This window comes from Gimesia alba, assembly GCF_007744675.1.
Taxonomy (GTDB): Bacteria; Planctomycetota; Planctomycetia; order Planctomycetales; family Planctomycetaceae; genus Gimesia; species Gimesia alba.
Window position 1 is genome coordinate 4616107 of record NZ_CP036269.1, and the last position, 23164, is coordinate 4639270.

A 23164-nucleotide genomic window follows, 5' to 3' on the forward strand; every position below is an offset into this window, starting at 1 on the left:
GAGGAAATCATCCCCTCAGAAATCTTATTGGGATTCCCTCTATGGATATCGATTTGGGTGATCGATGTCATCAGGACGCATAGTGCGTCGAGCACAGTGACGCACATGTAGTACAATCACGCGGTTGCCATCGACGGTAAAGAGAATTCGATATGAACCATGAAGCTTTTGTCGAACCTCAAAATCGACAAGCTCATTCTCTAAGGCAAATCCACATCCCTCGGGAAAACGAGAAAGCGTGCCAGCAATTTTATAAAATTGCTTTCGCCAACGGACAGCATTTACGGGCGAGTCATTGCGGATGTAGCAGTAGGCTTGTTCAACATCATTCTCTGCAGACGGTGTAATCTCAACCTTGTACTTCATACTTCTGGCCGAGATCGTCGAGAGCTTCTGTGAGTGGTCTGGTCTTCCCCTGCCTGACTTCATTCATACTGGACTGTATAGCTGCAACTGAAGCAGCTAGCTCTTCATCACTCCCGACTCCCATCATGTTACGGTAAATATCGATAGACATGATAATGACTGATGACTCCTGAACGATACCATCACTCTTTTTAAGAGCTTCTTCTAATTGTTTGAGAACTTCTGGTTTCATATCATTATTCTACCCCAATAATGTAACGTAGTCTACAGCTAGCTTTCGCTCGCCCACATACTGTCCTTGTCCAACGCTTTACGATGACATAACTACGAGTCTATTGCTCTACATCGTCCTTATCTAGAATTGGCTGTTCATGTGGAGCAGGGTGTTCGTTGCAGATGTTTGCCATCTCATCGTGGATCGCTTTGCGTATTGCTTCATCAGTCGGCTCAGCGTTTTCAGCAGCAACTTCAAGAAGTGCTTCGGCACGAACATCTCGGTCATATGCTTCGAGATTTGCATCTACCACCTGGTAAATGAGATCTTCATATTCGGTGCCGCGAATCTTGTTCTTAGCCATGGTATATATAGAGAGGAAAAATTTAAATTTATCTATGTACTATACAGTAGAATGTGCAAAGTTACAAATACCTTGGAAGCCAACTTTAGATGGCGGGAACCCAACCTAAAAACATTAGAGCCCAATACACTAAGGGAATCAATGTTCCTAAAATACACATACCGGCACGACTACCCACGATCATTTTCTCTGTTGCTTTCCCTTGTCGTAACCCCCACATTCCTCCAGAAAACCCGCCAGCGAGATATCCCAGTATCACTCCCACAGACATCAATCCAATTCCAGTTTGCAAATATTGCTGCAATTTACTGCCAGTTAACCCTGCAGTTTCAATAAGTGATGCGTCTGATGTGCTGAACGATGGAGAACGCACTACCATAAACGATAACAAGAGACAGAGAAACAGTGCAGATACTCTGCATAAATAACCAAGCATTGGCCAGATTCGGTCAGCCTGATTGGTAAACCACAGATATGCCATCACTGGCGATCCAATCAAAATGAACACACCTAATGATCCAATCAGACTAAAAGCAAAAAAGAGTGAATAAGATGTCCAAGGCAAGCCTTGAGCTATATCCGCCCCGATAATCATAAACGCCATTATGAAAAAAAATAGATATGCACCAGTCACACTTCCCAGAATCACACCTCGTTCAAATCCCCAAATGGCCCCATTTGCAAGTCGAGACCCAATAGTACCTCCTGTTCTAATTCTAAAGAGCTCTGCTAGACCAGAGAATATACCCAATGATATTCCGGTTGCTTGTCCCATGCCTATACCAATAGCACCTCCCAATAAACAAAGCATCCATATCTCTGTCCATGTCTTTCCTATTGGGAGGTTCTCTTTATCACCCAAAATCAAGTAAAGAATAACCGGAATATTCGTCGTCAGCATAATCAACAGCGTTGTTGCGATGATTGGTTTCCGTCGGTAGTACCTTCCGAATTTCTCTGCCCAGGTATCAGGTTTTGCGATCAACGCCCGGTCTTCCAAGAAGTATTCTACGTCCTTTGCCAATTCTCCGGCTGAATTGTATCTCTCCGTCGGTTCGATGGCCATTGCCTTCTCACAGATCAATTGCAGTCTGAATGGTACTTTTTTATTCACCTTTCGGGGAACTTTGAATTTTCCCTTGCTTGCCAGCAATAACGTTTCGCGACTGTCCCGACCTTCATATGGTAATTTGCCGGTCAAAATGTGATACAGCATCGCTCCCAGCCCAAATATATCACTCCACGGCCCGATCTCTCGCGTTCGACCGGTTGCTTGCTCCGGACTCATATAGCCCGGCGTGCCCAAATAGGAACCTGTTCTTGTTGCTGATGCGTCCGGCTCGTCACGCAAGTGGAGCGTCTCTTCTGGCCCCAACGCACTCTCTTCATGGGAATCAATGAGCTTTGCAATCCCCCAATCAACAACCATCGTCTCACCGAACTTACCGAGCACGACATTGGCAGGCTTAATGTCCCGGTGCACAACGCCACGACTATGGGCATAGTCGATTGCATGGCAGACATCGATAAATCGGCGCAGAAGAGACCGCAGACCATCTTTCCATTCCATATTGTCAACTGATGCACCATACAGTCTGTCGATAGCACTTTTCATCGTTTCGCCATCGATGAATTTCATTGTATAGAAAGGATGCATGTTTTCACCATAGACGCCTTTGCTGTATACAGGGACGATTCCTGGATGTTCCAGCTTACCTGTAATCTTGGCTTCCATCGTAAACCGTCTTTGGCATAATGGATCGTCTGCCCGGGATTCCTGGATTTGCTTCCAAGCAACATCACGATCAAATTCCCGGTCACGAGCTAAAAAAACTTTGCCTAGCGATCCCGAGGCGTGCTCTTTCAAAAGTTTATATCGATCACTTCCCTCGGCCACGTCGTCCCCCACTCCATCCTGAAGTGGCTCAAAGAAACCTTCTTGATTTGAAGCCTCATGATGTCGCACAAGCGTCAAAACTTCATCACGGAGCGATGTGTCATCGCCGCAAGCCTCTGCAAGAAACTTATCACGCTCATCGTTAGGTCGATCCAACACAGCTTCAAATAATTCTTCTAAACGGTGAGCTCTGTCATTCATTGTCTGCTCCTTCACCAGTCCATTCTTTACGAATATATGCAGTAGCCATCGACCAGCGACGCTTAACTGTTGAGTTTGAGATCTCCAGCATTTCTGTGATTTCGTTTTGCTGACATCCCATGTAGAAGTGCAGATTAAATACTATGAAGGCGTCCTGGTGCTCTGACGCTAAGCGATCTACAATTTCGTGCAAAGCCACGGCCTCTTGAGGATCATTGATTTTCACATTCAACGGATCATTGAGTGGAATCCTTGGAGGAGCAACTCGTCTTCCCCCTTCTTCAATGCCTCCCCTCTTCTTGGCGGTACGTCGGCGGTAATGATCGATCAAAATACGCCGCATAACCTTGGACGCGGCAGCAAAGAACTGTTCCCGACTCTCCCACTCAATGTCGTGAGCTTGCATTAGCTGGAAAAAAGCATCATCGCTGAGGCAGGTTGCCTGTAATGTGTTGTACCCCTCTTTACTCAGATGTCTCCATGCAATCTGCTTGAATTGGTTCTGAACAGACCGGAATAACTCTTCCATGGCCTGTTCTTCGGTCTTAGCAAGTTCAAGGTACTTTGTGATGTCAATTGAATCGTCTGACATGGCCCGCGTCCCCTTTCGAAAATTTTTTAGATTTCCTGAGCTCTCTCGCCCGGAAATTCGCAGTACTGGTTGGACAGGGATGAAACTAGTCCATTTTCAGGAGCTATAGGACACCTATAAACCCCCAAACCAGAAAGGTAGACAAATGTTAGTAAAACAAGAGAGTCAACGCCTGTCAATTCTTGTTGACGCAGACAATGCGGAAATACTCGGCAAGGGGCAACGAGTACAGCTCGATCTTGTGGCTCTGGCTGACAAGATCAATCACCGTCAATTAGTAAGAGCAATTTACTACAAGCCAGAGAGTCGCTTCTCCGAAGCTGCCCGCCAACATGTGGAACGAAAAGGCTTTGAGGCCTACGCCACGTTCAAGAACTCTGACGCCTGGATCATAGCTGATGCCATCGCATTGGCTCAGAAGGTAGACGTGCTGTGTTTTGTAGGGCTCGACAGAGACTTTGAACCAGTCATTCCGATGTTGAAATCCCTCGGCGTACGGGTGGAAGGTTGGGGCTGGCCAGGCAAAGTGTCGGAAACCATGCAACATCTGATGCACTCATTCCGACCACTCACTCCTGATTTGATTGAACGTGCTCATCGAAACACAAAGACGAAAGGGAATGTTGCATAACGCGTGAGTGATACTCGCACGTCTCATTGTCATCAATTCATGTAGAAGAAACAGAATATTTTTGAAAGGAAAAGATCATGGCATTTGCACTTTTGAAGTACTGCGTCTGGCAAATATTCGCTAAGGGAGGATTAGGCATTGTTTATATCGCCATCATTGCTGAAGGTCTGCGACAGCTTGTCCCCACCTTGGGCCAGAAACTTTACAAACTTCCCGGACTCACGTTTCTCCAGGACTACGAAGCTACGTACCGATTGGACATTGCACCAATCTTTGCTTTGTTCCTGATGATCGCAGTGTGGTTTCTCTGGGGCAAGGTGCTTCAGATGTGGCTTGTCAGTGATTTCGCCGGTCCAGGCTGGAATAGTGAGTCCTATGCAATGCTGGTGTATATCCTCGCATTCACAATTCTCGGTGCGGACATGATTTTGTTCTACTCTGCCGTGACACAGATGGGATGGAGTGGATCTTCGTTTTCCTTCTCTGCTGTGATCGCAACAGCTGCGTATGTGGGAGTACTGATTTTCGTTTCGTTCGTTTCCCTGAACCTTTACCAACAAGTGAATGACTGAAAGGAGCTAGAGATGCGTTATTTAATGAGTCTTTTGATTGTAGTTGGTGTCTGTGGGTGTGAGAAGAGGCATGAAAGCCCCCAGACTTTTGTGTCCGATGACAGTGAGTACAAAGTGGCGATCCTGCTCGATCTGTCTGGTTCATTTGAGCACATGATGTGCGACGACGGAAAGGCACACCAATTTGCGATGCGGGTGTTGGATCACTATTTCCGTGAACGACTTGGAAACAATGATAAGCTGATCATTGCTCAGATCTCGGGAACAGAGCGGTCTCTCCTATGGGAAGGAACACCGTTGCAATTACGCAGAGAATTTCCGTCCGCGAAAGCTTTTGGGGAGTTTCTCCGATCGAAGTCTGACCCTCGTGGATCGCTCGTGCATGATTCCATTGCCCATACGGTGGAGTACGTTGCATCTGATCCGGCCGTAGCGAGCGGTAGAGCGAAATCGGCTGTCTTCGTTCTCTCCGATATGCTGGATAACGGAGTGAATCAGGAGTCGGAGCAGCGGGTCATCGGCGCACTCACAGAATACGCACAGCAGAATGGGGCTGTCGGTCTGTATTACGTCGATCAGCTGCTCGTACCGCAGTGGAGAAAGAATCTCCAGGATGCCGGTATTCGTGAGATCTGTGTGGAGTCGGAGATTGTTGGCACTCCCCGATTACCCAATTTTGAGTGAGCCAACGGTATTTTTGTCTCTGAACTATTAGAACGACTCCCACACCTCAAAACAGTGTGTGGGAGCAACCTCGGTGAAATCTGTGAGACTGCCAATGTTTATTACAATCAAAGTAATAAGTCTGATCAGTTCTGCCAGCACAACCTACGGTGCTTCCCTGGCGATACTCGATTTTTTTTCGACGGGAAGTATTGTGCTTCTGATCGTATTGGCGGTTATTTTCCAAAACACCGGGATCATGCTTAGTAAAGAGCGAACAGCTCCGCGCCTGGCATCGGTGATTGCCGCACTCATGTTGTTGGCAACATTTTATCACTGTTACATGCGGCATGGTGATGGATCGCCCTTTTCCACCCTGGAAGCGTTTTTACGTGCTGTGCTGGCCTCTACTGTGAGCTATGGTGCGACGCTCGTGATTTACGGCATTATGAAAAGCACTCTCGCCTTTTTGAGTCCTGTCTACCAGGAACTCCGGCGAAGAAGCCAGAAAATCGCTGAAAATAATCGGGAACGGCGGGAACGCCTTCGCACGCAACAAGAGCAGCAAAACCAACCCGAACCGGAACCTGATCCACCACGCTCCCAGGTTCTGCGTACGCTCCTCGAAGAAGCAGAGACCGAGTTTAGCCTGGAAGCGAAGCTGATTACGGAAACAGCCGACCTCGATCAGGGTGAACGAGATGCACTGATGCTTGCGGCCAAGCAGCGATACATCCAGAAAGTGAATGAGATACTGCAATGAAATTACCGAAATACATACCCAGTAATAAAGTGGTGATAGGATCAACACGGAGCGGCAAATCCGTATCTGAAGTTCCTGACGTAGTTGCTGCCGCTGAACGGCGGGACATTGCAATTGTCCTGCTCGACCCACACACAAGAAGCCTGGGATGGAGCTGTCTGGAACATTTGATTGCACGCGGACATCAATCCCGTATTATTTTTGATAATCTTTCTCATTTTGACCGCGTTCCAGCAATGCGGTTTCTCCGGCCCAGTACGGCGAAGCATCCTCTCAAGAGGATGGCGGAGAATGAACAGACTGCCCGCCAATTTACAGAGGTGCTCACCCGACGCCGGGGCGGAGGTTCTCTTGCCCACGCTCCGCAGACTGAAGAATGGACAATGCACGCCGCAATGCTTGTCATTCATCAGGAACAGGAACGACCGGCGACTGATTTACGTTTTGCGTACCAGGCCAACCATCCCGAATTGCAGGAACTTATTCAGCACTGCACGCACGACGACACACGTTACCGGTTTGAGCAGGTGGCGGATGGAATTATCAAACCGGGACAGTATGCAGCTGCGGCTAGACTGATCGAAGGGGTTTGTGGTTCACCCCCATTCATCGCTCGGTGCGGTACTTCATTTGACCTGTATCGTTTTCTCGACAGTGCAGGCATTTTGATTGTGGAGGGAGGTGCAAACGGTGTCTCCGAAGATGCGCTGAGTACGGTGCTCGGCAGTATTGCCATGCAGACAATCAACTACGTACGGACACGGCGACGACCATCCCCCCGTGTGCTGCTTGTATTAGACGAAGCTGTCAACGCAGGGCTCGTGGGAGGGACAGAGGTCCGTGCTTTGGCAGAGTGCCAAAAAATGGGCCTGGATATACACATCCTGGTGCAGTCGCTGAATTTCCCGAATTCCTACATCACCGACGGCGTGTTGAGCAACTGTGTCCGTCACGACTGGTTCTACCAGGCAAACGCTTCGGTTTGCAACGCGGCCGCAGCTGACCTTGGTAGTCCGGATTACCGGGATAGGATTCGCACGCTCGGTATCGGAGAACGCTTCGTGAAATGCCGGGACAAGGTGTACCGGGAACGAGTGCATATGCTGAATGATCCGTGGGGTGTTTCTGGGATTGCTAAATCGAAGGCACGCAACGCCCTGAAAGAGATTTATCAACGTCCTGAGTATTGGAGTCCATCATGTTCCGAGAACGATTCGCAGAGTGGTTACGAAAAAACGACACCCCAGGAACCCCAGGCCAACAACCCTGCAGGGAGCATTTCAACAAGTGCAAAGAGAGGGACGAGGAAATTCTCAGCCTTGCGGAGAAGCACGTCATCGTCCCCCGGCATGTTCTCGGTTTCTTCTCCGGCCCTTCGCCTTGCTACCGAAGACTCAGTAAACTCAGAGAAAGACGCAGATTGAAGCACCGGGGAACGGTCCAGCTTCGCAACGGTGGCCGTCCCCAGGATGTCTATGCCAACGGCTGGAACCCGCACCCCCGGTGTCTGGCTCACGAGGTGTATCTGACAGACTTTTTGCTCTGCTACGAGGGAGAGGCAGACATCGTAAGAGAACCACGCCGGATGCACCCAAAGTTAAACCAGGATGCGGAAATGACATTTCAACAGACGGGGCGTTTTTTCAACATAGAATTCGACACAGGCAGCGAAGACCTCGGCACCGTGGAAAGAAAATTTGATGCGTACCGGCGTACAAGGGATTTTCTGCTGGTAGTGACGCTTTCTGAGAGGCGAATGCGGCATTTGATGGATCGGGCAGAAAGTGTGAAGGAGATCGCGTTGTTCGCCGTGTTGGATGAGGTAATGGACGATCCGCATGGAACAGTGTTCCGGGACTGTTTTGGGAATGTGGCGTCCTTGTGACGGAATGGAGTTTATGATCAGAGATGATGAGTTTCAGGCGAGTGTAGCAGCTTTGGGGTCTCCTGCTTCTGTGTATGAAAAATGGATGATTCATATGTCAGGGGTGGGAGGGGAGGGGTCGCTTATGCGACCAATGCAGGGCGAACGTCTGTTGAATTGTACCCTGTTTTTTCAACAGGATTTTCAACGGGTATTCCGACAAGGAATTCAACAGATTCAGAAAGTGGATTAAGAAAAGGAAGAGAGCTATGAACGAGCAGCTTATTTTGCATCGCCTGGAAAAAATCGAAGCCAGCTTGAAACTGTTGGTGGGCCAACAGCAGATTCAGGAGTGGTACGACACGAAAACTGTTGCCGAGATTCTGGAGCGGTCTGCGTACAGTGTTCGGGAGTGGTGTCGTTTAGGAAGAGTTCGTGCCGAAAAACGGCGGTGTGGTCGAGGCACCTCAAAGGAATGGATGATCTCACATTCGGAACTGGAACGGATTAAGGCAGAAGGTCTGTTGCCACTGAATGTGAGGCGACTATGAATATCTTACTTGAAGAGCATCTGCATGGCATCTTTTTGACTAGATGGAAACAGATGGCGGTATCGTCTCCGCATGGCTTCTGTAGTGTGTCCTACCCATTCATCGATCATCCGCTGATCGATCCCCTTGCTGGCACAGTTGGAGATAAAACTGTGTCGGAGACAGTGCCAGCCCCGAACAACCTTCCACTCACTTTCCGACAGCGTGTGTTTGAAATGATGTGCTGCCTCATCAGGCGTGAGAGCAATAGGTTCTGTCCGTTTCGTAATTGATCGTGCGACCTTCAGATGATGGCAGAAGGTATGTGGACCACCGGGGTGGTTTTTAAACCACAATCGGAGCACCCGCTCCAAGGGTTGTGACAGCGGTATTCTCCTCGTTGATAACTTTCCCCGTACACGCTTTTTTTCCCGAATTGTGATGACTTTGTTTTCAAAGTCGATATCTCTCACTTGCGACCGAATCATCTCTGAACGCCTGGCCCCAGTATAAGCTGCAAAACAAAACATTGGATAAACAAACGGAAATGACGCAAGTCGTTCGACATCTTTCAGAAGTTTTTCAATCTGCTCCATGCTCAAGTATAAGCATTCCCAAAGATCTTCATGCTCTAGCTCGCTGACACCATTTTGTATCTGTCGTTCAATCTCTTCCCATGTTTGAAAAGGATGCATTTCGGTCGCCTTTGGAAGCCGAACTCCTTTACGTGGAAATACACCAGTAATCTTGCCGTTATCACATCCCCACCCCCAGACCGTACGAAATGTTACAAGCTCTTTATGAATCGTATTGGCTCCAATTTTACGATCGCGTCTTCCCTTCTCCCTAGAGGGCATCTCAAAACCTTTTTAATAGTGTAAATAAACACCCAAGAATTACAAAGCTTTCGTAGAGGTAATCGTGATATTCCCAGCGCGTGACAATGCGACGATAGTTGTGGAGCCAGGCAATACTGCGTTCCACAATCCAACGTCGTTTGAAGCGTGGAAGCTTTCGACCATCTTGCGTCGGCGGTTTGACTCTCGATTTTCGATGCGGGCAGATCAGATCGATATTCTTTTCCATCAGCCGTTTGCGCAACGAGTCCGAATCGGCGGCTTTGTCATAAACAAGTCGCTCGGGTTGTCGATTTTGCAATGTGATTTTTTCAAGCAGCGGTTCGATCAGCTTGACTTCGCTACGACGGGCCGATTCTGTGTCGATCGCCACAGGTGTCCCGTGACGATCGACAAAAATCATGACCTTTGTGCCTTTGCCACGACGAGTCGGGCCAACTCTTCTACCCCTTTTTTTGCCGAGGCAAAAGTGCCATCAGCAAAGGTTTCCGAGAAATCAATCTGGCCAGCATCATCCATTCGTTCCAAGATGATTTGCCAGGCAGATAAGAGCCGCCCTTCGATCGTCCATTGCTGGAAACGTCGATGGCACGTCGCTTTTGAGGGATACTCTCTTGGTAAATCTTTCCATCGTGCTCCTGTCACCAAAATCCAGAGAATGCCTTCCAGGCAATCTCGTGGATGGGCTTTTGGACGTCCTCCCTTTTTGGAAGGGGGAGTCCAGGGAAACAGTTTTGCGACTAAAGACCATTGTTTATCGGTCAAAACGACCGGGCGTTCCGTCCTGGACGCTGTTTTTGTGGAAACCCGTTTTCGTTTGGGCCACCAGACCAGCGTCATATACATAAGAAATTCTCCTTTCAGGAGAACACTTCATGCAAAAGACGCGCCAAACCGTTCACTTTTTTTGACGTTATGAGACAACCTCTAGATCGTTTAGAAACGTAATTCTGTAAAACTTCAGTCGTTAATTGCTGCACCGGAAACCGAACTCCGATAATTCGTTCAAGGTGCCGTCTATGCCGCTGCATACCGTAAATTGTAGAATCTTCAAGATTGCCTTCTGGCAGCTTAAAAAAGAACTCCTCAAAAAGTTGCGATAGCGTGAGTGCCCTTACTGCAATGGAACTAGACTGTTTTAATTTACCGTCCGATAGGAGAAATGTGGGAATATCTGCTCCTGGTGGTATTTCGATCCTACCACTCTCTACCAAACGGATGCTTTCTTCGAGCCGAGCCTGTCGAGCCTCGGCTTCGTCCTTATTTTCTGTCTTCAATGAACGGTTGAACCGCTGCTCCCCAATACGAAATGCAATCCGCCACGAACCTTTATTCTTTCCCTCACGGTATTCAATCCACGCCATGTCTCTCTCCTTTTTTGGGGGCAATATGGGGGCAGATTTGCACACACAACCGCCATCTAAAGTATATAGAGACTACAGACAAAAGTCTCGTAATATATTACTATTTATAATGTTAACACTTATCCAACACACAAACGCCCTTCATATCCAATATGAATTTTCGGGACTTAAAATCCCGGGTCCGTAAAGGGCGTGCGGGTTCGAGTCCCGCCTCGGCTATTGCTTTTTGATCGCATCCTAACCGTCTCATATTATTTGACTGGCTCTAGCTCACACCCGCAATACACTTTGTGAATTGATAGAAATCAGCAGTCTCCTGCGATCATCGTCTGCATAAGGACGCTTGAGAGAAAATGCCTTGTACCAGTTCGAAACTTTCTGGCTTGCAAATAGCTTGGACACAATGGCCTTGTCCAGTTTGTCGTCTGGCAACATCCGGCAGCAGAGAGTGCCCCGAGCTGTTTAGACCGTACTCAGTTGCTCCTGATTTGCCTGCTCTTTGATCACTTCGAGCAACTGCTTCCGATCGATGGGCTTCGTTGTGAAATCACTACAGCCGGCGTCCAGACATTTCTTGCGATCGGTTGACATGGCATGCGCCGTTAAGGCGATGATCGGTCCCATATAACCAATCTCGCGCAATTTCTGAGTTGATAAATACCCATCCATCACCGGCATCTGCATATCCATAAGAATCACATCAAATGGGCGGTTTTCATTTAGCGCCATCGTTGCCAGTTCAAAGGCGATCTTTCCGTTATTGGCAATCGTGACATTAGCTCCGGCTTTTTCCAGCATAAATTGAATCAACCGTTGATTATGCAGCCCATCCTCTGCCAGTAGAATATCATAGTTGTGAAGCGAGATCTCCACCTCATTACTCACCATTACATTCTCGTTCGAAGAAATGGTCTGTTGAGTGACTTCCACCATCCGCGTCTGATTCAATGAACCGATCCCGATGGTGAAAGAAAATGTACTTCCCTTACCAATTGTACTCGACACGGAAATTGAGCCCCCCAGCGCTTCAATCAGCTTTTTGCTGATTGTGAGCCCCAGTCCCGTTCCACCGTACTTGCGAGTTGTTGACGTATCCGACTGTGCAAACGGTTGAAATATGGTCTCCAGCTTACCTGCATCTATACCAATACCGCTGTCTATAATATCGAATTGCAGTTTTGGTTCCACGTTTGATACCTGCAAGAGCTGAACCACGATTTTGACTTTCCCTGCAGAAGTAAACTTAATCGCATTACTCACAAGATTGATCAGGACCTGTTGTAGCCGCGTCGGGTCTGTCTGGATGGTTTCCGGAATAGGGCTATCGAACTGAATTTCGATTTCCAGATTTTTACGTTCCGCTTGAACTCGCATTATTGAGTAAACGTCTGCGAGAATTCGTGAGGGAGAACAATCAATACATTCCAGTTCCAGCTTGGCGGATTCGATTTTTGACAAATCCAGAATCTGGTTGATCAGTGTCAGCAGATACTCCCCGTTCTGCTTGATAATGCTGGCTGACTCAATATCATCCTTATCAACAATCTTAGTCAGCAGAATTTCCGAAAACCCCAGAATCGCCGTCATCGGTGTACGGATTTCATGACTCATATTCGCCAGAAATTCACTCTTGGCTCGATTGGCTGCCTCGGCACTTTCTTTCGCTTTGGCCAGTTCACTTTTTGTATTCTTCAGGGACTTATAGATCAAAATCCGTTCGGTAATGTCTGCGGAGAACTTCACAACCTTGTACGGTTTTCCATTCAGATCTATGATCGGTGTGTAAGAGGCATAAATCCAGACGGTATTACCATACTTACCGACGCGTTTAAACTCGCCCGTGATATGTTCTCCTTGAGCAAGTCGTTCCCAGAATTCACGATACTCTCTTGAACGAACATCTTCCGGAGGCACTAACATCACATGTTTTTTACCAATCACTTCATCCCGGCTGTAACACATCGACTCCATAAACTTATCATTGGCGTCAATAATCGTGCCATCAATCTTGAATTCGACCACCATCTGCGATCTACCGATTGCCGCAATCTGATACTTGAAATCTTCGTTTTGCAGATGCTGACGACGCATATAGGAGCCCAGCTTGTGGGCATACCAGATCGCGCTCAACAAGATCAGAAAAACAACGCAGGCAAGCACGAGTTCGATCGTACCTATCTGCTTGGCCCGCGATTCCTCACTTCCAAATCGCGCTGACTGAATCTGTCGCACCGAATCACATAGTTTCCCAATCGATGTTAAGGCAACAGAAAAAGATTGATCCATCTGTGCCATTCCGATTCCAGCAGACTCTTTCTTGTTCTGCTTCAGTTCCTGGAAAACGAAATTAGCCTGGTTGTAGATATTGGAAACCTGACGGTCTATTTGCTTGAGTTGTTGAGAGAGTTCCAGAAATGTCTTCTCGCTGGTTTTGTCGCTTTTATTTCGTGTCAGGTCTTCCAGGTTTTTCTTCAAAGAGAACTTGAACTCCTGATACGCCGCATCCAGACGACGCGACTCTGCTTCGATATCACCCGATTCGAATACATTATTTCCCGGTGCATTCACGGCTGCTGCAAGTTGATTCAACCTGGAATACTCACTGACACGATCCATCCAAACATTGTTTTCACGAACGGAGTCAGTGTAAATTCCCAGCAAGGAGTGGCCCAGGAAAAGAGACACCGCCAGGGTCAAAATATCGAGTCCCGCCAGAAAATAGTACAGATAGTACCACCTGAAATTGGAAGACTTGTATTGATATACGTGATCACCCACCCCGCACTCCTTTGGATTTTTTCCCATTACAATTAGGCTAATAGTTTTACACTTTCACAAAACCATAGATCACACACTGATTTCCGGGTGAGGTATAAGTCTCAAACAGGGGTGAAATGCTTAAAATGCCAACAAAATAAATTATTCAAAACTGGAAAAGTCGATACATTCCAAAATGCCCCCCCCTGACAAAGCACCGGAATGAGGTAAAACAATTCAATCATGATGTTCAGTTCGCGCATCATTCAGATTAGCCTGGCAACGATAATCTTGTCTGTGAGCGCAGATCGTTTGAACGCGGAAGATCCAGAATTCTACCAGTCTCATGGCACACTTTTTTTATGGAGCTCGGCTCCTACAGTCTCAGGAGGTCCTGATCTCGACGAGCCATTAGTGACAGACCGGCCTGATTTTACCGAAGCGGCCGTGACCGTAGGAAAAGGAGTGTCACAACTCGAATTCGGATATACGTATACGTCGAATACGGACGGTTCTGAAAGCGTCGAGTCACACTCCTTTGGAGAAGCCTTATTACGATATGGTATTCTTGACGACTGGTTAGAATTTCGCATCGCTGTGTTTCCCGTTCAGGAACTGACTATTTTTGAAGGCAGTTCCAACTCGACCGCGGGTCACGAAGACTTATATACCGGTTTCAAAATTGCTTTGACTCCACAAGCTGGGTTCTTGCCAGAAATGGCTTTGATACCGCAAATGAATCTTCCGACAGGCAGCAGATCATTTACGGCTGACAGGGTCGAGCCAGGTCTCAACTGGATCTATGCATGGGAGGTGAACGACTTCATCTCAACGGCCGGCTCAACTCAAGGAAATCGACGTATTGACGTCACAACGGGAAACGCCTATTTAGAAATGGCACAATCCTGGACTGTTGCTTATAGCTTGAGTGAAGCGCTGGGTGCATACACGGAATGGTTTGCTCTCATCCCAAGCGGCGCTGATAACGTACATACACAGCACTACTTCAACGGCGGGTTTACCTGGCTGCTCAACAAAAACATGCAATTCGACATTCGTGCTGGTGTCGGATTGAATCGTGCAGCCGACAACTATTTTCTTGGGACTGGGCTCTCAATCCGCTTTCCCTAGGCAGATGTTCCGGGGCCTGTGAAGTGATTCACACATAAACTAGAGTATCCATTATCCACTATCAGCTTCAATAGAGTACAAAATTGATTATTTCCTGATCATGGAATCCCACTTTTCGCATTCACACAAAATTCAAAAGAGGGGTTTATCAATTCTCTTGAAAAAGGCATAATCAACCATCTCTGTCCCGAAACACATATTGTTCTGGCTGAAGGATTTGATACTGGAGCGAAAATCAGACGAGTGTTTACATTTTTTGGAATAGATCTCCTTTCTGTTCCATCAAGAAACAGGGACCGTCTATGGGCACAAAGCGATACCATTTGCGTCTGCTGGAGATTAGCGGCCTGCTGACTCTGCTCATTTTTCTGATCGATCTACATGTCTCATTGAATCTCGGAATCCCCGCTTTTTATGCCGTGGGAATTGTCCTGATCGCAGGGCAGCGGCGGATCTGGCCCGTCTTACTCGCAGCCTGCATTTGCTCCATTCTGACGTTCGCACCTCTCCTCTCGGTCAGTCAAACAAAGGTACCACAGTTCGTCTGGGAAAACCGCTTCATCGCACTGAGTATGATCTGGATCGCGGCGGTAGGCGATCTGATTTATCTGCGACAAACGGAGTTGAAACGAAATATCCAGAAACAACTGGCCCCTTTCTTTGAAAACAGTTCCCTGGCTGTTTCCATTAAAGACTTCCGAAACCATTCCGTCTGGATCAATCAACAATTTCGCAAACTGATCGGCCCGGCAGATCAAGTACCGGGATTCACGATTGTGAACTCTAAACAACCCTTTACAGGGGAGTTGAGTGGCCCTAATTTTGCCGACAACCGGGAAATTAAATGGGATCAGAACCCGCTGATTGATGACTTGAATCAAACAGTCGGCACACTCTGCCTGGGTATGGATCTGACCGACCGAAAACGGTACGAAGAATCATTAAAAACCAGCGTCGAAAAACGCACGGCGGAACTCTCTCAAATCAATGAAAACCTGAAACAGGAAATCGCAGAAAGAAAACGGGTTGAAAAAGAACTTCTGACAGCATCCAAACGAACCCAGGATATCCTGGACAGTTTATTTGTGTTTGTGGGTGTTTTGTCCACGAACGGTAAGCTGTTGGAAGCGAATCGCGCGCCGCTTGAAGCGGCAAATCTCAAACTGACTGATGTGATCGGAAAATCGTTCTGGGAAACGTACTGGTGGACCTACTCCACTCATTCACAAACAGAACTGAAACAGTCACTCGCACAAGCCGCTCAGGGTAAAACCGTTCGCTATGACACAAAAGTTCGTTTATCAGACCAAAATTTCGTCGATCTGGATATCACATTTGGCCCCCTGTATGACCCGGAAGGGAATGTGATCCAGATCATTGCATCGGCCGTTGATATCACAGACCGGCTACTTGCCGAAAAAAACGCAGCGAAAAAAACGGCCCAGCTGCAAGCGATGCTGGAAGTGAATCCGGATTTCTTCTTTCATATTAAAACAGATGGAACCATACTCGTCTATGAGAGCGGTAAACAGAACCATTTCTTTCCGACAGTGGATGAGTCTCTCCACCGAAAAATCTATGAATTACTACCTCCGTCTGTCGCATTTCAATTTGTGAGAGCGATTCATAAACTCAGTCAAACCGGCACGCCTGTATCTTTTGAATATACTCTTAGAATCAAGCAGCAGCCCCACTGGTTCCATGCCCGTCTGCTGCCTTATTTATCAGAGGAAATCCTGGTCATTATTCAGGACATAAATGAGCGAAAAACGGCTGAAATTGAAATGCAGAATATGCACAACCGCCTGTTCGAAGCACAGCGTCTGGCACATATTGGCAGTTGGGAATGGAGTATTCAGAATCATTCTCTGTGGTGGTCGGAAGAAGTCTATTGCATTCTCGGGATAATAGAATCACCAATTGAACCCGATTTTGATTCCTTTTTGGAAATGATTCACGCAGAAGACCGGGAACTGGTACAACGAGTGATCTCCAACACCCTGCAAAATGATTTACCATTCAGCATTGAACATCGAATTCAACGCCCCAACGGAGAAATTCGCCATGTGCATAATCAGGCAGCTTTGAAAAAGAGCCCTGATGGCGAAACACTGATGATGTACGGTACGATTCAGGATATGACAGAAAAATTTGAGACCAGTAAAATGGTCCAGGAGTACCGGGACGAACTGGCTCACGTTTCCCGCCTGGCTGTCATGGGAGAATTAGCCGCAGGGCTCTCGCACGAGTTGAATCAACCACTCACGGCCATCGCCAACTACAGCTCGAGCATGAAGTATCTACTCGAGCAAGGCAGTGATATTTCAGAACTGGTATCAAAAATTGAAACACAGTGTCTCCGCTCCGGCGACATTGTCCGCAGACTTAAAAAACTGGCGAAAAAGCGAAAACAACAACGTCTGCTGTTCAACATTCTTGAAAGTATTCACAATGCATTGCAGTTGATGAATTACCAGATCCGTTTGAACCAGATTCAGGTGGAAGTGAAGAGTGAGAGCAAATTCATCACCGTCTATGCAGATCGAGTCCAGATTGAACAGGTGCTTGTGAATCTAATCAAGAACGCTGTGGAAGCAATGGAAGACACACCGCTCCCCAGGAGATTAACGATCACTCTTGAAACCGGGTACGATTCTTCAACATTGATTTCTGTGGCCGATACCGGGATGGGAATTCCAAAGGAACTCACAGACCGACTTTTCACGCCTTTTACCACAAATAAGGAAGAAGGACTCGGCATCGGTTTGTCTTTGAGCCGATCACTGATCGATGCCTCGGATGGAAAATTATGGTATCGCCCAAATCCACAGGGTGGTGCCACGTTTTATATTTCTCTACCAGTCCCCAAACAGACTAAGAAAGTTGGCTGACTAAGACGAAACAGACTTCTCGCTCAGTTAGTTCGAAAGCATTGCCGTAGTTTCAGGCAAATAGCAATGTACCATTTCGTGCAACACTTCATACTTGATTGGCTTACTCAAATATTCCGTACATCCTGCTGCCAGACATTTCTCTCTGTCTGATACCAGGGCATGAGCAGTGATCGCGATAATGGGAATCTGGTTTCCCTGATCTCTTAACAACTGTGTTGCTTCATAACCATTCATAACCGGCATTTGCATATCCATCAGAATCATATCGTAAGGTTCATCCTGATTGGATTCATCGTTCACCAGTTCAACCGCCTCTTTGCCGTTCGAAGCAGTCATGACAGCTATCCCCATTTTATTCAGCATAAAACTGAATAACTTTCGAATTTCTTTTGTGTCATCAACCAGGAGTACCCTCCCTTTATGCTCCCTTCTCGTCTTGTTTATTTGCCGATCATGAGAGTCTTGCCTGACAGAATCCCCCAGGTTGAAACGATGGTTCTGCGTTTTTTTGAGTGTGGTCTGAACTGATTCACCTACATTCAACGCGACACAAAAAACACTCCCTTGATCCACAATTGATTGCACAGATAAATTGCCCCCCAGCAAGCGAACGAGCTTATGGCTGAGCGTCAGCCCCAAACCGGTTCCACCATAATTGCGCGAAGTTGAACTATCGGCCTGGGCAAAAGGCTCGAAGATATGTTTTACTTTCTCAGCAGGAATTCCAATCCCCGTGTCAGAGACGATATACTGTAATACTCTGTCATTTTGTGACTGAGAGAAAACCCGAACTTCAATATCAATCCGTCCCGTTTCCGTGAATTTGACTGCATTACTGACTAAATTCCAGAGAACCTGCTTCAACCTCAATGGGTCTGTCTGAATTAGTTCAGGTATAGAATCCTGACATTTCGTATGAATCGAAAGCCCTTTTTCAGCTGCTTTCATCCGGAAGGCGTCGATCACATCCTGCAAGACCACCTTAGGCGAACAATTGACCTTCAGAATCTCAAAGTCTCCCATCTCGATCTTTGAAATGTCCAGAATGTCGTTAATCACCTGCAGCAGGTGTGTGCCATTATTTTGAATAATTTCAATCAGTTCGACATTATCAGGAGCAACAGGATTTTCTTTTAAAATCTCTGCATACCCCAGAATCGCCGTCATGGGCGTCCGAATCTCGTGGCTCATGTTTGCCAGAAACTCACTTTTCGCCTGATTGGCGCGAACGACGTTTTTTTGCGCCGCTTTCAATTCGTAATCTTTACGTTTGAGTTCACGGCGGGACTGCTTCAACCGCTCCAGATAATCATCCAGTTTATTCTGCGTCCTCAGCTGTTCGCTGATGTCCCTGATGATTGCGATATAATGGATTTGATTTTGAGAACCATCCACACGGCTCATAGTCAACTCGCAGGGAAAACAGGAGCCATCTTTTCGCTTCGCAATAATTTGCTGCGTCTGCCCTTTTAATTTTGCCGAATCAGGACAATCTACCAAAAATTGCTCGTAAGAGTTCAGATAAGGATCAGAGAGCAGAAGACAAAATTCTTTACCGACCACTTCCTTTGCAGACCATCCAAAAGCATGCTTGATTGATTCGCTGGACAGGAGAATCAAGCCCCTGGCATCAATCGCAACCGAAACATCCCTACTGAAAATTAATAACTGTCTTGCTATCTGATTGTGATTGTAACTGACTTGGTTGGATGTCATTACAGGCCCTTTGGTCTACTGAGATCTAAGCTTCTTCCCCTACGCACCACTCCTTATGATTAAACTCAATTGTGAAAAACCCCGTCATGTTCACTCTAAAATCTCACCAGTTGTTCATCTAACCGGTCTAGTTCATATCGACTTTAGATCGATCTCAAATAGATGGGGAATTCTACCCATAGACACATCACCATATATTGAATTCTGTGTTGGACTCCCGAATTTCACATTAAGAATGAAATTGGAAACCAGAACTGCATCGAACTGATAACGGAGCCTTATTTCGACTCAAACAGAAATCAGGCAATCAAGATGCGATAGATCGCGATTCAAAGCTCACCAAGAGTGGCTGTTCGAAGAGAAGAAGACTGACTGGCTGCTTCTATAAAACCAGTCAGAAGGAACAAAAGTTCCTTATCTTAAGAATCGTCGCCGTTTTTCTTATATCCCGGCATATCTTTGATTTTATACAAAAGATGCACGATATCAGTAGCACTCGAAATCCCTAATTTACTTAACAGATTCGCTTTATGTTTTTCCATGGTTCGATAACTGATCGACATGGAATTTGCTATTTGTTTACCAGAATGGCCCTCTGCAATCAGATGAAAGACCTGTTTTTCTCTTCGCGTCAGGCCATCGTACAATCGAAGATAGTCTCTTCCCTCTTCATCGGAATCGTCTTGATTGAGCTCCAACAGCGAGATAGCGTACTCAATGGCTTTGAGACATTTTTCTCTTTCGAATGGCTTTTCAAGATAGTCACAAGCCCCCTGCTTGACGGCAGAAACAGCTTTTTCAATATCCCCGTAAGCACTCATCATAATCACGGGTAAATGCAGTTGCTGTTTTTTAAATAGCTGCATCGCTTCAATCCCTGATATTTCAGGCATAATCAAGTCAATCAGAATACAGCCTGGATCTACTACTTCTTTGGATTCTAAAAACGAATGCACACTATCAAATGTTTTGACCGTATATCCTGAGGTGCTCAATAAAAATGCAATCGAGTCCAGGACATCTGGATCATCATCAATAATGTAAACAACAAAAGCGTTCATTCGGCCCCTCAATTAAAGTGCAGACTGGAACAAAAAATACTCTCCGGTAAAGTATTTTCTGCAAAACCAATACTCGATATGCTTGTTTTTAAGAACATTTGCTACTTTGTCTATTCATAAAAACCACCACTCCTGATATGGCTCATGAATTCGTGCAGCTTGTGACAATCGTGAATATGTTCGTTTGAAGGAGGGAAGCAAACAAACGCAAAAGTGTATGATATTTTTTTCTGTTTTCAATCTTCAATAAAATCAATCACTTTTTTTCAGTGATCTACTTTTGTATCAGACAGATTTTAAAATGCTTGTATATCATAAAGAGGCACCGCAATAATTGACTGGAGCCTCTCTGTTAAAAAAAGACTCGTCTTGCAATATAACAAAACAAGACTATCTCGTTTTCACTATTACGCTGTACCAATGAGGGGGGCAGATACAAACTGAATCAATAGACAGTGGCTTCATTTTTTCAGAAGCTTGTGAATTACTAATCTTTTTTTGGAAACGAATTCTCAAATCAGTACCGTCAATCATTTTCACCAGCTTGAAGGAAGAAGAAAACATTTCCGCTCAGCTGTCAGTTTAAAAAACAAGTCACAGTTGAACTTCTTATCATCTTATTGTCATTCTGAATACTATATGGCTTCCTGCTTGAAGTGAGTTTTCAACAGGCAAGAGATGACACACTAATACTGAATAGATAGAGCTATCAATACTTACTTAATGGATAAATCTATCTATTTAAGATAACTCTACCACATAATGCACACCCATGTACCCTCTTTTACCTAAAGCCTACCTCATATTCAACAATGAGGTAAACACTCCACATCAAATTGGGTAATTTCCCCCATTTTTATTTCGTTTCCCTAAGGGCGATAGAAGATTAAGTGAAAGACCCCCAAATCAAAAGCAACATGCGAATGATTTTAAATTCACAGCAGGGTGAGATAATGAAAATACTGATTGTCGACGAAATTGGGTTCATACGTCAGAGCCTGACCCAGAAACTCAGCCGCTATCATTTTACGACTGTGGCTGCTGAAAGTGGGGAAGAGGCTCTCGCCATTTTAAATTCTGACTTCTCAGTAGATGCTGTACTTACCAGTCTCTTCCTGCCTTCGATGAATGCAATCGATCTCTACAAAGCAGCATCAAAAATTGAACGATTTAATGATGAAGGCGTCATCCCTCCCCTTCACTTTTACCTCATGGTAACCCGGGAACATGGCACCTCATCGCCCAAAATGAAAGAACTGACCAGGGAAGCACTCGCCGTTGGTTTCAAGGACCTGCTCGTCAAACCCATCGACATCGAATTATTAGTCAGTAAATTACAAAATTCGATTACTGAGGAACCTGTTGAAGAGCCTGAACCTGTTTCCATCGCAGCTACCAACCAGATCGATGAAGAACCTGCCACTGATCCGAAAAAAGTCACGAAACGGATCGATGGACTGGTCGTCGTGCAGAATAGTCTGCATGCGCTTAAAAAAGAAATGTGTGAATCAATCGACATCCTGCTGGAAGAAGTCAGTCGTACATCCAGTAAATAAAACTCAGATGGCGGGAGACCACAGCAACTGCGATGCTTCGCACTAATGAGCCCGGGCTGATACAAATTAGCGTGATTCCCGATTCAAAGGCGGTTGGCTTACTAAACTCCGTAAGGCTTCCCGGACTTGAACCGCCTGCAGCGAATTCATGATCAGATAACGATCACGTCCCTGCTTTGCCGGCGTAAAACTGACAAAGCCATCATCGGCCACACTCACTCTTCCCGGTTGCGAAAGATCAAAGTATTTGTCCCCGGGGCGGACCGCGTAGAGCACGCTAGTCAAATCCCAACTGGGCCGATCATGATTCGGTCCACTATGCAGCAGATATGCTTCCCGGACAATATGATGTTTGCGGTAGCCAAAATCCCGGGCAATACTTTCGCGGGGATAAGTGACCGCGATTCCAATTTCAAAACCGCTCCATACGACAGGCACATCAGCGGGCCACAGCTGCGCAAACCACTGCATCGACTGAATGCCATTCCTTACATTCGCTTCCAAGAAGTGCTGGTTTCCATTAATCGGTTCGAATGCCCCCGCCATCACGGACACCAGTTTGACTTTGCGACGAACTAGTTCCAAACCACTCAACGGGCTCAATTTATCTGGCTTAGATTCCACCAGATCCGCCAGATTCGCCGCCAAACCGACCTGAATAATCGACACTGATCGATCCGGCTCAGATGCCAGTGTTTTCCTCAGTACTTTCACTGCATCCGGGAGTTGTTCATTGGAAAGAATATCGTGCGGATAACGCCATTGACCATCGTTCTTTTCGTTGATTAATTTCAGGTATTTACTATCGCGGCGCTGTGCATCACGGGTCACACCAATCGGAATGTCTCCCCGGCCGTAGAACGTATTCGTCGCGTCAGTAAAAGGCCCCGTCAATGGATTGATTTTAGAGATCGTCACCGCCAGCAATTCACACTCTCCCCGATCAGCCAGCGTGTGCAGCATGGCCAACGCAAGCACATCATCAACGTCACCCGAAAGATCCGTATCAAAAATGACTTTCACTGGTTCTGCCGCTACAGACAGACTGGCCATCAACAACAAACTCAATAAACCGATGCAGAAACGCTGACACCACATTTTTACGACCAATTCTATTCTGTGAATCAATTACAATAATTCGGTAAGATATATATAACAGCAGACAAATTCA

At 46.5% G+C, this 23164-nt stretch carries 23 protein-coding genes; 10 read left to right on the plus strand and 13 right to left on the minus strand.

Annotation, left to right across the window (positions count from 1 at the left end; translation table 11 throughout):
- Positions 1-39: 39 nt before the first annotated feature.
- From Pan241w_RS30045 to Pan241w_RS17160, 5 genes are all read right to left on the minus strand, one after another.
- Positions 40-429, minus strand: a complete 390-nt coding sequence (locus tag Pan241w_RS30045; RefSeq protein WP_145218210.1) for a type II toxin-antitoxin system RelE/ParE family toxin — start codon at positions 427-429, stop codon at positions 40-42.
- Positions 350-598, minus strand: coding sequence for a hypothetical protein (locus Pan241w_RS29440; protein WP_197999984.1), 249 nt, complete (start codon positions 596-598; stop codon positions 350-352). The genes Pan241w_RS30045 and Pan241w_RS29440 overlap by 80 nt, the downstream gene beginning before the upstream one ends.
- A gap of 100 nt (positions 599-698) precedes the next feature.
- The gene (locus Pan241w_RS17150; RefSeq protein WP_145218212.1) at positions 699-944 is read right to left on the minus strand and encodes a hypothetical protein; all 246 of its coding nucleotides are present in this window, start codon (positions 942-944) and stop codon (positions 699-701) included.
- 85 nt (positions 945-1029) lie between these two features.
- On the minus strand, positions 1030-3042 hold the full coding sequence (locus Pan241w_RS17155; protein ID WP_145218214.1) for a serine/threonine-protein kinase: 2013 nt from the start codon (positions 3040-3042) through the stop codon (positions 1030-1032).
- A complete protein-coding gene (locus Pan241w_RS17160) occupies positions 3035-3634 on the minus strand; it encodes an ECF-type sigma factor (protein ID WP_145218215.1) in 600 nt (199 codons plus the stop codon). The genes Pan241w_RS17155 and Pan241w_RS17160 overlap by 8 nt, the downstream gene beginning before the upstream one ends.
- A 145-nt stretch (positions 3635-3779) precedes the next feature.
- On the opposite strand from Pan241w_RS17160, the gene Pan241w_RS17165 reads away from it, so the two are divergent.
- The 7 genes from Pan241w_RS17165 (at position 3780) to Pan241w_RS17195 (ending at position 8678) form a co-directional block, all read left to right on the plus strand.
- Positions 3780-4265, plus strand: a complete 486-nt coding sequence (locus Pan241w_RS17165; protein ID WP_145218217.1) for an NYN domain-containing protein — start codon at positions 3780-3782, stop codon at positions 4263-4265.
- A gap of 77 nt (positions 4266-4342) precedes the next feature.
- Positions 4343-4837 carry a hypothetical protein gene (locus tag Pan241w_RS17170; RefSeq protein ID WP_145218219.1) on the plus strand — a complete coding sequence of 165 codons (495 nt, stop codon included), beginning with the start codon at positions 4343-4345 and terminating at the stop codon, positions 4835-4837.
- Between the two features lie 12 nt (positions 4838-4849).
- Positions 4850-5521, plus strand: coding sequence for a hypothetical protein (locus Pan241w_RS17175; RefSeq protein WP_145218221.1), 672 nt, complete (start codon positions 4850-4852; stop codon positions 5519-5521).
- A gap of 94 nt (positions 5522-5615) precedes the next feature.
- Positions 5616-6263, plus strand: coding sequence for a hypothetical protein (locus tag Pan241w_RS17180; RefSeq protein WP_145218223.1), 648 nt, complete (start codon positions 5616-5618; stop codon positions 6261-6263).
- A gap of 32 nt (positions 6264-6295) precedes the next feature.
- Complete coding sequence (locus Pan241w_RS17185) at positions 6296-7687, plus strand: type IV secretory system conjugative DNA transfer family protein (RefSeq protein ID WP_145218225.1); 1392 nt, start codon at positions 6296-6298, stop codon at positions 7685-7687.
- On the plus strand, positions 7684-8148 hold the full coding sequence (locus Pan241w_RS17190; RefSeq protein WP_145218227.1) for a hypothetical protein: 465 nt from the start codon (positions 7684-7686) through the stop codon (positions 8146-8148). The genes Pan241w_RS17185 and Pan241w_RS17190 overlap by 4 nt, the downstream gene beginning before the upstream one ends.
- Before the next feature lie 248 nt (positions 8149-8396).
- Complete coding sequence (locus Pan241w_RS17195; protein WP_197999985.1) at positions 8397-8678, plus strand: helix-turn-helix domain-containing protein; 282 nt, start codon at positions 8397-8399, stop codon at positions 8676-8678.
- A gap of 5 nt (positions 8679-8683) precedes the next feature.
- Here the strand turns inward: Pan241w_RS17195 and Pan241w_RS17200 are convergent, their stop codons facing one another.
- The 5 genes from Pan241w_RS17200 to Pan241w_RS17220 all read right to left on the minus strand — a co-directional run bounded on the left by Pan241w_RS17200 (position 8684) and on the right by Pan241w_RS17220 (position 13656).
- Positions 8684-9352, minus strand: coding sequence for a tyrosine-type recombinase/integrase (locus tag Pan241w_RS17200; protein ID WP_197999986.1), 669 nt, complete (start codon positions 9350-9352; stop codon positions 8684-8686).
- A gap of 163 nt (positions 9353-9515) precedes the next feature.
- On the minus strand, positions 9516-9917 hold the full coding sequence (locus Pan241w_RS17205) for a transposase (RefSeq protein WP_145209663.1): 402 nt from the start codon (positions 9915-9917) through the stop codon (positions 9516-9518).
- Positions 9914-10360 (minus strand): transposase, encoded by a 447-nt coding sequence (locus Pan241w_RS17210; protein WP_145209666.1) that lies wholly within the window; start codon positions 10358-10360, stop codon positions 9914-9916. The genes Pan241w_RS17205 and Pan241w_RS17210 overlap by 4 nt, the downstream gene beginning before the upstream one ends.
- A gap of 14 nt (positions 10361-10374) precedes the next feature.
- Entirely contained in the window at positions 10375-10878 is a 504-nt protein-coding gene (locus Pan241w_RS17215; protein WP_145218232.1) for a hypothetical protein, read from the minus strand.
- Positions 10879-11340: 462 nt separating this feature from the next.
- Positions 11341-13656 carry a PAS domain-containing hybrid sensor histidine kinase/response regulator gene (locus tag Pan241w_RS17220; protein WP_197999987.1) on the minus strand — a complete coding sequence of 772 codons (2316 nt, stop codon included), beginning with the start codon at positions 13654-13656 and terminating at the stop codon, positions 11341-11343.
- 276 nt (positions 13657-13932) lie between these two features.
- Here Pan241w_RS17220 and Pan241w_RS17225 point away from each other — a divergent pair, with 276 nt between their 5' ends.
- Both Pan241w_RS17225 and Pan241w_RS17230 read left to right on the plus strand, forming a co-directional pair.
- Complete coding sequence (locus Pan241w_RS17225) at positions 13933-14766, plus strand: transporter (RefSeq protein ID WP_197999988.1); 834 nt, start codon at positions 13933-13935, stop codon at positions 14764-14766.
- A gap of 302 nt (positions 14767-15068) precedes the next feature.
- A complete protein-coding gene (locus Pan241w_RS17230) occupies positions 15069-17657 on the plus strand; it encodes a PAS domain-containing protein (protein ID WP_145218237.1) in 2589 nt (862 codons plus the stop codon).
- Positions 17658-17684: 27 nt separating this feature from the next.
- On the opposite strand, the gene Pan241w_RS17235 is transcribed toward Pan241w_RS17230, so the two are convergent.
- Both Pan241w_RS17235 and Pan241w_RS17240 read right to left on the minus strand, forming a co-directional pair.
- Entirely contained in the window at positions 17685-19376 is a 1692-nt protein-coding gene (locus Pan241w_RS17235; protein WP_145218239.1) for a response regulator, read from the minus strand.
- 419 nt (positions 19377-19795) lie between these two features.
- Complete coding sequence (locus tag Pan241w_RS17240; RefSeq protein ID WP_145218241.1) at positions 19796-20437, minus strand: response regulator transcription factor; 642 nt, start codon at positions 20435-20437, stop codon at positions 19796-19798.
- 953 nt (positions 20438-21390) lie between these two features.
- On the opposite strand from Pan241w_RS17240, the gene Pan241w_RS17245 reads away from it, so the two are divergent.
- Positions 21391-21993, plus strand: a complete 603-nt coding sequence (locus Pan241w_RS17245; RefSeq protein WP_197999989.1) for a response regulator — start codon at positions 21391-21393, stop codon at positions 21991-21993.
- A 66-nt stretch (positions 21994-22059) separates the two neighbouring features.
- Here the strand turns inward: Pan241w_RS17245 and Pan241w_RS17250 are convergent, their stop codons facing one another.
- Positions 22060-23091: a nucleoside hydrolase gene (locus Pan241w_RS17250; protein WP_145218245.1), complete on the minus strand. Its 1032-nt coding sequence runs from the start codon at positions 23089-23091 to the stop codon at positions 22060-22062.
- Between the last annotated feature and the right edge of the window lie 73 nt (positions 23092-23164).

What these genes read in the sequence shown, in the direction of transcription:
- Pan241w_RS17155 (WP_145218214.1), bottom strand. Translation starts at nt 3,042, where the DNA reads ATGAATGACAGAGCTCACCGTTTAGAAGAATTATTTGAAGCTGTGTTG.
- Pan241w_RS17175 (WP_145218221.1), top strand. Translation starts at nt 4,850, where the DNA reads ATGCGTTATTTAATGAGTCTTTTGATTGTAGTTGGTGTCTGTGGGTGT.
- Pan241w_RS29440 (WP_197999984.1), bottom strand. Translation starts at nt 598, where the DNA reads ATGAAACCAGAAGTTCTCAAACAATTAGAAGAAGCTCTTAAAAAGAGT.
- Pan241w_RS17195 (WP_197999985.1), top strand. Translation starts at nt 8,397, where the DNA reads ATGAACGAGCAGCTTATTTTGCATCGCCTGGAAAAAATCGAAGCCAGC.
- Pan241w_RS17165 (WP_145218217.1), top strand. Translation starts at nt 3,780, where the DNA reads ATGTTAGTAAAACAAGAGAGTCAACGCCTGTCAATTCTTGTTGACGCA.
- Pan241w_RS17245 (WP_197999989.1), top strand. Translation starts at nt 21,391, where the DNA reads ATGAAAATACTGATTGTCGACGAAATTGGGTTCATACGTCAGAGCCTG.
- Pan241w_RS17205 (WP_145209663.1), bottom strand. Translation starts at nt 9,917, where the DNA reads ATGATTTTTGTCGATCGTCACGGGACACCTGTGGCGATCGACACAGAA.
- Pan241w_RS17180 (WP_145218223.1), top strand. Translation starts at nt 5,616, where the DNA reads ATGTTTATTACAATCAAAGTAATAAGTCTGATCAGTTCTGCCAGCACA.
- Pan241w_RS17150 (WP_145218212.1), bottom strand. Translation starts at nt 944, where the DNA reads ATGGCTAAGAACAAGATTCGCGGCACCGAATATGAAGATCTCATTTAC.
- Pan241w_RS17230 (WP_145218237.1), top strand. Translation starts at nt 15,069, where the DNA reads ATGGGCACAAAGCGATACCATTTGCGTCTGCTGGAGATTAGCGGCCTG.
- Pan241w_RS17240 (WP_145218241.1), bottom strand. Translation starts at nt 20,437, where the DNA reads ATGAACGCTTTTGTTGTTTACATTATTGATGATGATCCAGATGTCCTG.
- Pan241w_RS30045 (WP_145218210.1), bottom strand. Translation starts at nt 429, where the DNA reads ATGAAGTCAGGCAGGGGAAGACCAGACCACTCACAGAAGCTCTCGACG.
- Pan241w_RS17160 (WP_145218215.1), bottom strand. Translation starts at nt 3,634, where the DNA reads ATGTCAGACGATTCAATTGACATCACAAAGTACCTTGAACTTGCTAAG.
- Pan241w_RS17235 (WP_145218239.1), bottom strand. Translation starts at nt 19,376, where the DNA reads ATGACATCCAACCAAGTCAGTTACAATCACAATCAGATAGCAAGACAG.
- Pan241w_RS17250 (WP_145218245.1), bottom strand. Translation starts at nt 23,091, where the DNA reads ATGTGGTGTCAGCGTTTCTGCATCGGTTTATTGAGTTTGTTGTTGATG.
- Pan241w_RS17170 (WP_145218219.1), top strand. Translation starts at nt 4,343, where the DNA reads ATGGCATTTGCACTTTTGAAGTACTGCGTCTGGCAAATATTCGCTAAG.
- Pan241w_RS17210 (WP_145209666.1), bottom strand. Translation starts at nt 10,360, where the DNA reads ATGTATATGACGCTGGTCTGGTGGCCCAAACGAAAACGGGTTTCCACA.
- Pan241w_RS17200 (WP_197999986.1), bottom strand. Translation starts at nt 9,352, where the DNA reads ATGCATCCTTTTCAAACATGGGAAGAGATTGAACGACAGATACAAAAT.
- Pan241w_RS17215 (WP_145218232.1), bottom strand. Translation starts at nt 10,878, where the DNA reads ATGGCGTGGATTGAATACCGTGAGGGAAAGAATAAAGGTTCGTGGCGG.